Source organism: Deltaproteobacteria bacterium GWC2_65_14 (assembly GCA_001797615.1).
In the GTDB taxonomy this organism is placed as follows: domain Bacteria; phylum Desulfobacterota; class Deferrimicrobia; order Deferrimicrobiales; family Deferrimicrobiaceae; genus GWC2-65-14.
In genome coordinates this window covers 16,367-22,633 of sequence record MGPV01000063.1, presented here as the reverse complement: position 1 = coordinate 22,633, position 6,267 = coordinate 16,367, and the positions used below count along the sequence as shown (strand labels likewise).

The following is a 6,267-nucleotide window of genomic DNA, read 5'->3' as shown; positions in this document are numbered from 1 at the left end:
GGGCGGAATGGCCTGGGACATCCGCCCTCTCGGACTGGTCCACGTTCTGGTGGAAACGGAGGTGAACGTCGCCGGCAGGTACCGCCCCGATTACGCGGCGGGAGTCGGCCTGTCAGCCGGCATCCTGAGGCCGATGACGCGCTCCTGGAAAACCTTTCTTGCGGTGCGCCAGATGGCAGGCGTCCTGGGAGACGAAAGCCGGGGACGGGAATTTTCGGCGATCCTCCGCCAGGGAATCTCGCTCGGCCCTCGCCGGGCGATCTTTCTGGACGTCGGCCGGACCGTTTCCCCGGGACTTCACTACAACGAGGGGAAATTCTCCGTAAATTTCTACTTCTGATCGGGAGATTACTTCCGGTCGCCGGGAATCTCGCCCCTTCCGGAGATCATCGAACGGGAAACGAACCGGGAGGTCTCCAATGAACCGGCGGTTCCTGGCGGCATGCTTCATCCTGGCGGCGGGGTGCGCCGCTCCCCAGGTCCGGGAAAAGGCGGCCCCCCCCCGGCCGGGGGAACGGATCGTCTCCCTGAGGGCGGGAAGCTATTTCTTCGAGCCGGCGACCCTGGACCTACCGGAAGCCGAACCGGTCGTCCTGCGGGTCGCCAACGAAGCGACGCTGATCCCCCACTCCTTTGTCCTGGCCGGGCCCGACGGGAAGATCCTGTTCCGACAGGAACTTGAGAAGGGAGGGGAAACGATCCTCCGGCTTCCTCCCCTTGTGGCGGGAACCTACCTCTTCTACTGCGACCATTCGCTGCTGGGAACGACCCACCGCGGCAAGGGAATGGAGGGAACCTTCCAGGTGAAGGCGGGGCCGGAGGGCGGGAAGTAGGTGCCGGCCTCCTCTCGTTCTATCACGGGACGGAGTCGGAGAGGTCGAGAGGGAGGTGGATCGATGAAGACTCGGCTCGTTCTTGTTTTCGCACTGGTGGTGGCGGCATCGACCGCGAGCGGTGCGAAGGAGACGGAAGCCTCCAGGGCGCTGGCGGCCGCGGACTGGTCGAGGATGGAGACCGTGACGGTGACGCTCACGGAGCATGCGTTCACCCCATCCGCCGTGGCGCTCCGGGAAGGGGTCCCCACGAAGCTGGTGCTCCGGAACCAGGGGACAGAGCCCCATTATTTCGTCGCGGAGGAGTTTTTCGGGACCATCGCCAGCCGCAAGGTCCAGTCGTCCGACGGGGAGGTCAAGGCGCCCCGCTTCACCGCGGTCGAGGTCTACCCCGGAAAGACGATCGAGTGGTTCCTGGTCCCTCTCCGAAAAGGGAACTACGGCCTACTCTGCACGGTCAAGGGACACGCAGAGCGGGGGATGACCGGGACGATCGTGGTGAGGTAGGACTATCCGCCGATGTAGTCCTTGACCTTCTTGAGAAACGCTTCTGAAATCGGCTTGACGCGCCCCTTCGCGTAGTCGTACATCACCTGGACCGTCTCGGCCTCGGTGAATACCCGCCCCTCCCGCGGGTCGAACAATTCGGCCTGGAACCGGAAGGAGCTGCGGGCGACGTCGGTGACGTGCATCCGGAGGCGAACCTGGTCCTGGAGCACGATCGGAATCCGGTACCGGACGGTCGCCTCCGCCAGGATGAACTCGTAGTCCTCGACCCGTTTCGCCCCCAGCACCTCGGCAAAGAATTTCGCCCGGCCGATCTCGAAGAGGGTGAGCGTCACCGCGTTGTTCAGGTGCCCCATCGAATCGATGTCGGCGAACCGCAGGGGGATGTCGGTCTCGAAGACCTTCGCCGGGGCCTTGGGAAGCGTCCCCCGGAACGGCTCCCCCCACCGGCCGCGGAAGGCGATCTCCCCGGGATCCTTGCGCGTCCGGGGCCGCTCGTCCTTCTCCCGCGTTTCCTCGTCGAGCTCCTCGTGCCTTCCCGGGTACCCGACCGCGATCACGGAAATCGGGAGGAAATCCTCCGGCAGGGAGAGCGCCTCCTTCAGGGGGGCCTCCTTCCATCCCGCCATCGGGTGGACGAGAAGCCCCTGGTCCACCGCGCGGCAGAGCAGGCCCATCGTGGCCAGTCCCGTGTCGTGGTGGTGGTATTCCCGCGTTTCGACGACGGAGCCGTCCTCCTTCCGTGCGCCCGCGACGATCAGGACCGGCGCCTTCCTCGCCCAGCCGTTCCCCGGGTCGAGCGCCCCCTCGAGCGCGGCCCGCGCGGGATCGTCCTTCCCGACGATCACGAAGCGCCAGGGCTGGCGGTTCGCGCAGGAGGGCGATCCGCGCGCCGCCTCGACCATCCGCTCGATCTTTTCCGGCTCGACCGGCTTTTCCGAGAAGGCCCGCCGGCTTTGCCTCGCCGCGATCAGCCTGGAAAATTCCATCGGTTGGTTCCTCCTGCCGGAGAATTCCCGGGGATCACCGCGGACGCTTCCCGGTTGGAGCCGCCGGCTTCGTCGGCTTCCCGGGAGCCTTGCTCCGGCTTCCCTTTCTGCCGCCTGCCTTCTTCTTCCCCCGCGCCTTCTTGTAGGAAGGCGGGTTCGAGTGGGGATACCCGAAATAGCTGCTGAACGCCTCCTTCCCGACGTAGCTCCCCTTGATCTTCCAGCGGCTGCTGTTCACCACCAGGGCGGCCACCGCCAGCATCGGCCCCTCCACGGGGGCAACCCCGGCGAACCACTCGAAGCGCATCCGCGGCGACCACCCGGACACCGACCCGGTCTTCCCGGCCACCTCCATGTCCTGCAGCAGGGGGGTGGACGATGGAGACCCGAAGGCGCGGTGCGAGGTCCCGATCTCGATCGTCTTCACCATCATCCGGAGCAGGGCCTCGGCCGTCTCCGGGGTCACCGTGTCGCGCCACTTCGAGGGGCTGGCCTCGTAAAGCGCCTCTCCCCCCGGCTCCTCTATCCGCTCGACCAGGAACGGTTGGGGCATCTCGCCGGAGGAGCCGATCGCCGCCATGACCATCGCCATGTGCAGCGGCGACACGTAGACCTCGCCGAAGCCGGCCCCGGTCCGGGCCAGGTTGTACTCGTCGCGGGGGACCTCCCCCCGGCTCACCTCGACGGGAAGCCCGAACGGGATCCGCTGCCCGAACCCGAATTTCTCCATGTACTCCTCGAGGGCCTCTCCGCCGACGTGGTTCACCGCCACCTTGCCGAACACGCTGTTCGCCGATTTGGCGATCGCCTCCTCGAGCGACATCGCGGAGGCTCCGCGCCCCCTTTTCGCATGGATGTTCCTCCGGGTGATCCGGTAGATCCCCCCCCGGTAGACGATCTCCTCCCCGGGGGTGATCGTCCCCCTCTCGAGCGCGGCCGCCGCGGTGACCACCTTGATGAGGGAGGCAGCCGGATAGAGCGCCTTCAGGGGAAGCCAGGGGTCCGATTCCCCCCCCTTCCGGTACCCGACGAGCGCCAGGACCCGGCCCGTCTCCGGCTCGAGCGCGGCAAAAGCCCCGTAGGGGGGATCGTATTTCCGGAACAGTTCGAAGATGTCCCGCTGGAGCCGCTCGTCCAGCGTCAGGACGATCTTCGTCCCCGTCTCGGTCGTCCCCTCCGATTTGCCTGAGGCCAGGAGACGATGGAGCTCCCCCGGGGTGGCTCCATGGGCGACCGCTCCCTCCTCCTGCTCCGGGAGATCGCGGCCCGGGGGGCGCAGATGGAACCGGTTCGCCTCCCCGATCCCCCGGAAGATCCCCCATACGGCGACCGCGGCGGCGGCCCCGGCCAGGATCCTCACCCATGCCGCGCCGCGCCGACCGGTTTCCCTCACGGCTTCCTCACAAGCGAGACCAGCGCTTCCGAGTCCGGGGAGAATTCCGAACCGGCGAAATCTCCGGTGAACCGGATGTCGGAGAACCCGGCCCGGGAGAGCATCTCCCAGAGCTCGTCGGGGTAGAGAGGATGGAGGGAAATGTCGTTGTGGAAGATCCGGGGCTGCCCCCCGGTGGAGACCCGCAGCGCGGTCCGGAACCTCACTTTCCGAGGCCCCTCCCACGCATAGCCGCGCCGGAACTCGACCGCCCCGTCCGCGACGGTCATGAGGGGGAGGCTCGTCACGCCGTGGAGCAGGAGCCGATCATAGTTCAGGATCTGGAGGAGAAGCCTTCCTCCTCCCGACAGGACGGCGCAGGCGTCCCGGAGAAACCGGGCCGCCTCCTCCTGCGGGACATGGACGAGCGAGTTCCCCAGGCAGAGCAGGAGGTCGGCGGGAGGCTGGACCAGCCTCTCCGTGTCGGCGAAGCCGCCGACCTCGACGCGCGCAGCCGGCCAGCGGCCCAGTTTCTTCCGGGCCAACGCGACCAGGGCCGGATCGGGATCGAACCCGATGCACTCCGCGCCCGCCTGCGCGAAGGGGAGAAGCTGCGCTCCGGAGCCGCAGCCGGCGTCGGCCACCCGGCGGACCGGACCGGAGGAGAGAATCCTGTCGAAGAGGGCCTTCTGGGCCTCGGAAACCGGGAAGAGCGCGTCGTAGACGTCGCTCAGGTCTGTGTAGAACGCCAATCCCCCTCCTTCCTCCGCGAACCATTGTAGCAGGGGAGTTCCTGGGTCCGCGAAAGAAAAGATTGACGGAGTTGCCCCCCGCGGATATGTATTGTGAAGCAGGTTCAAGGGCTTCCAATAATTTCCACTCTGGAGGGGGATGATGAAACGGGGATCGCTGGCACTGCTGATTGGACTGTTTCTCGCGGGCCTCCTTGGCGGCCCGGCGCATGCGTTCGACCAGCCGCTCGTGAACTTCGGCCTGACCGACGTGCTGGATGGTGCGGTTCCGGGACCGGGAACCTACTTCTTCGAGTATATCCAGATCTACCAGTCCGGCGAGTTCAAGGACGAGAACGGGGACGGCATTCCCGGGAGCCCGCGCAACGGGTTCGTCCTCGCGATGAACCAGCTGGCGCATATATCCAAGATCCCACTGCTCGGAGGAAATCTCGGAATCGACTTCCTGCTGCCGATCGGGTCCCTCACCGCAGGGGGTACATTCGGCCCCGGCGGCCCCCCCATCTCCGCGAATCCGGGGGCCATCGGCGACTTCATCATCGGCCCGTTCATCCAGTGGTTCCCCCATAAACTTCTCGGTCGGCCCTTCCTGCACCGGTTCGAACTCGACTTTTTCCTGCCCACCGGGCATTACGACAGGAAATACACGATCAACCCGGGGGCGAACATCTTGACGATCGAGCCTTATTACGCCTTCACCTGGTTTCTGACCCCCCAGCTATCCACGTCTTGGCGGCTGCACTACACCTACAACACGAAGAACGACGACCCGTGGGAAGTCCTTCAGGCCCCCCCCTTCAACGTCAAGGAGGTAAAGCCCGGGCAACTGTTCCACTGCAACTACTCGCTGGAGTACGAGGTCGTCAAGAACCTGCGGGTCGCTGCCGCCGGATATTACCTCAAACAGTTGACCGACACCCAGTTCAACGGGAGCGACGTGTCCGGAAGGAAGGAACAGGTGTTCGCGATCGGGCCGGCCATCCACTGGGTCACGAAAAGCGGTTTCGTGTTCGCGCTGAAAACCGCCTTCGAATCCTCTGTGGAAAACCGGCCTCAGGGGAACCGCACCACCTTCCGGATGATCTACAAGTTCTGACCTCCCTGCCGGACAGTCCTCGCCCAAAATGCGGAGGGGGCCTTTTCCGGGCCCCCTTCATCGTTTCCATGGTCGGCGTTTCCCGGACTAAATCAGCACGCGTCGATTCTCCTCCGGGGGGAATCCCCCGTCGATCGGCGGGTGCCCCGGCGGAAGATTCATGCCGGGACGCCCGTGGAACGGTACGTTCCCCGGGAAGGTCTCGTCGGGACGGACCTTCGTCTCCGCGCATTCGCCCAGCCTGGCGACGATTCCATTCCCCTCCTGGGTGACGCACACCGGGGTCCCGTGGATGAAGATCTGGCTCGACGCCGGCGTGGTGAACGGCACCTCCTCATGCATCCCAAGGAACAGCAGCCCTCCGAGCAACCCTGCCAGCCCGACGGCAAGTATCGTTCTCACGTGGCCTCCTCGTACTCCCGTTTCAAATTAGGATGCAGGGGAATCCCGTGCGATTCCCCCGCGGGAACCTTTCTGGCAATGATTGCAAAATAGTTGCGTTTGCAATATAGTTGCAAACAGGAGGTTCGATGGGCACCGCGACCGAAAGGCTGCGCAGTCTCGGGGTTCCCGCGACGCGGGGACGCGGGGAGATCCTGCGGATCCTGACGGAAAGCCCGATTCCCCTCTCCCCCCGGGAGATCCTCGACCGGTTCCCCGCGCCCAAGCCCGATGCCTCCACGGTCTACCGGAACCTCTCCCTGCTTTCATCTCTCCA

Annotated in this window: 7 protein-coding genes and 2 pseudogenes (2 of these 9 only partly in view); 5 read left to right on the top strand and 4 right to left on the bottom strand. The window is 65.5% G+C overall.

Annotation, left to right across the window (positions count from 1 at the left end; translation table 11 throughout):
* The 3 genes and pseudogenes from A2X88_06275 to A2X88_06265 all read left to right on the top strand — a co-directional run.
* Positions 1 to 340, top strand: a pseudogene (locus A2X88_06275) (hypothetical protein); it begins 1,559 nt to the left of the window's first position.
* A gap of 79 nt (positions 341 to 419) precedes the next feature.
* Entirely contained in the window at positions 420 to 833 is a 414-nt protein-coding gene (locus A2X88_06270) for a hypothetical protein (protein OGP33010.1), read from the top strand.
* Between the two features lie 63 nt (positions 834 to 896).
* Positions 897 to 1,340 (top strand): hypothetical protein, encoded by a 444-nt coding sequence (locus tag A2X88_06265; protein ID OGP33009.1) that lies wholly within the window; start codon positions 897 to 899, stop codon positions 1,338 to 1,340.
* 2 nt (positions 1,341 to 1,342) lie between these two features.
* On the opposite strand, the gene A2X88_06260 is transcribed toward A2X88_06265, so the two are convergent.
* Genes A2X88_06260 through A2X88_06250 form a run of 3 tightly spaced genes read right to left on the bottom strand, consistent with a single transcriptional unit; the run spans position 1,343 to position 4,453 of the window.
* The gene (locus A2X88_06260; GenBank protein OGP33008.1) at positions 1,343 to 2,329 is read right to left on the bottom strand and encodes a hypothetical protein; all 987 of its coding nucleotides are present in this window, start codon (positions 2,327 to 2,329) and stop codon (positions 1,343 to 1,345) included.
* Positions 2,330 to 2,363: 34 nt separating this feature from the next.
* Positions 2,364 to 3,689, bottom strand: a complete 1,326-nt coding sequence (locus A2X88_06255; protein ID OGP33007.1) for a hypothetical protein — start codon at positions 3,687 to 3,689, stop codon at positions 2,364 to 2,366.
* Between the two features lie 29 nt (positions 3,690 to 3,718).
* Entirely contained in the window at positions 3,719 to 4,453 is a 735-nt protein-coding gene (locus A2X88_06250; protein ID OGP33006.1) for a hypothetical protein, read from the bottom strand.
* 142 nt (positions 4,454 to 4,595) lie between these two features.
* Between A2X88_06250 and A2X88_06245 the strand changes: the two genes are divergently transcribed.
* Entirely contained in the window at positions 4,596 to 5,549 is a 954-nt protein-coding gene (locus tag A2X88_06245; protein OGP33029.1) for a hypothetical protein, read from the top strand.
* Between the two features lie 87 nt (positions 5,550 to 5,636).
* Here A2X88_06245 and A2X88_06240 read toward each other — a convergent pair whose 3' ends face one another.
* Positions 5,637 to 5,951, bottom strand: coding sequence for a hypothetical protein (locus tag A2X88_06240; GenBank protein ID OGP33005.1), 315 nt, complete (start codon positions 5,949 to 5,951; stop codon positions 5,637 to 5,639).
* A 128-nt stretch (positions 5,952 to 6,079) separates the two neighbouring features.
* Between A2X88_06240 and A2X88_06235 the strand changes: the two are divergent.
* A pseudogene (locus tag A2X88_06235) lies at positions 6,080 to 6,267 on the top strand (hypothetical protein); it runs 244 nt beyond the window's last position.

Coding starts and splice junctions, on each gene's coding strand:
- A2X88_06245 (OGP33029.1), top strand. CDS start 4,596: ATGAAACGGGGATCGCTGGCACTGCTGATTGGACTGTTTCTCGCGGGC.
- A2X88_06270 (OGP33010.1), top strand. CDS start 420: ATGAACCGGCGGTTCCTGGCGGCATGCTTCATCCTGGCGGCGGGGTGC.
- A2X88_06260 (OGP33008.1), bottom strand. CDS start 2,329: ATGGAATTTTCCAGGCTGATCGCGGCGAGGCAAAGCCGGCGGGCCTTC.
- A2X88_06265 (OGP33009.1), top strand. CDS start 897: ATGAAGACTCGGCTCGTTCTTGTTTTCGCACTGGTGGTGGCGGCATCG.